Annotated in this window: 1 protein-coding gene; it reads left to right on the top strand. The window is 62.9% G+C overall.

Annotation, left to right across the window (positions count from 1 at the left end; all coding sequences use genetic code 11):
• Positions 1-1,375 (top strand): amino acid adenylation domain-containing protein (locus ACW9HW_RS30065; RefSeq protein ID WP_457402958.1); only part of this gene is annotated, 1,375 nt, incomplete at both ends.

Genomic DNA, 1,375 nt, shown 5'->3' with positions numbered 1-1,375 from the left:
GTGGCGATCTGCGTGGAGCCGGGTCTTGAAATGATCGTTGGCCTGCTCGGCATCCTCAAATCCGGTGGCGGTTATGTGCCGCTCGATCCGGGTTACCCCGCCACGCGGCTGGCCTTCGTGCTGGGTGACAGTCAGCCGACGGTGGTACTGGTGACGACGGCCACCCGCGAGGTGCTCGGTCGTGTGGCAACCACGCTACTGGACATCAATCAAGTCGAGAGCGGCCCGCAGTTCAACCCTTGCGTGGCGGACCACGGCGCAGGGCGGTTGGCGTATGTGATCTACACCTCGGGTTCGACCGGCCAGCCAAAAGGTGTAATGGTCGAGCACCGCAACGTGACCCGGCTGTTCGATGCCACGGCAAGCCGGTTCGGCTTCAACAGCGACGATGTCTGGGCGCTGTTTCATTCGTTTGCCTTTGACTTCTCCGTCTGGGAGATCTGGGGCGCGCTCTTGCACGGCGGCCGCCTGCTGGTGGTCCCGCCGTTGACCCGCCGTTCGCCGCAAGCGTGCTACGCGTTGTTGTGTGAAGAGCGAGTCACCGTGCTCAACCAGACCCCCAGCGCCTTCCGCCAATTGATCGCGGCCCAGGGCGAAAACCCGCGCACCCATTGCCTGCGCCAAGTGATTTTTGGTGGCGAAGCGCTGGACGTCGCCAGCCTGAAACCCTGGTACGCCCGGCCACAGAATGACGCCACACAATTGGTCAATATGTACGGCATTACCGAGACCACGGTGCATGTGACCTACCGGGCGTTGGCCGAAACCGACACCCGGCGCATGGGTGCCAGCCCCATTGGTGGCCCGATTGCTGACTTGCGTCTGTACCTGCTCGACGCCCGGTGTGAGCCAGTACCGGTTGGCGTGGTCGGCGAGTTGTACGTTAGCGGTGCGGGCGTGGCGCGCGGATATCTCAACCGCCCGGAGCTGACAGCCGAGCGTTTTCTCGACGACCCGTTCAGCGCTGTCCCGTGCCGGATGTACAAGACCGGCGACCTCGGGCGCTGGCTGAGCAATGGCGAAATCGAGTATCTGGGCCGCAATGACGATCAGGTGAAGATCCGCGGTTTCCGTATCGAATTGGGGGAAATAGAAAGCACGCTTTCTGCTGTCGACGGTGTCGGTGAAGTGGTGGTGATTGCCCGAGAGGATGTGCCGGGCAGCAAGCGGCTGGTGGCTTACTACACCGGCAATCAGGGGCTCAACGAAAGTCTGCGCACGCAGGCGGCATCGAGCTTGCCGGTGCATATGGTGCCTTCGGCGTTCGTACATTTGCCCGGTTTACCGCTGACGGCTAATGGCAAGCTCGATCGTGCCGCCTTGCCGGCACCGGACGGCGACGCCGTTGTGCGTGCGCAATATGAACCGCCCCAGG

It is taken from the genome of Pseudomonas sp. SDO5532_S415, from assembly GCF_054071155.1.
This window is presented reverse-complemented; position numbering and strand designations above follow the sequence as displayed.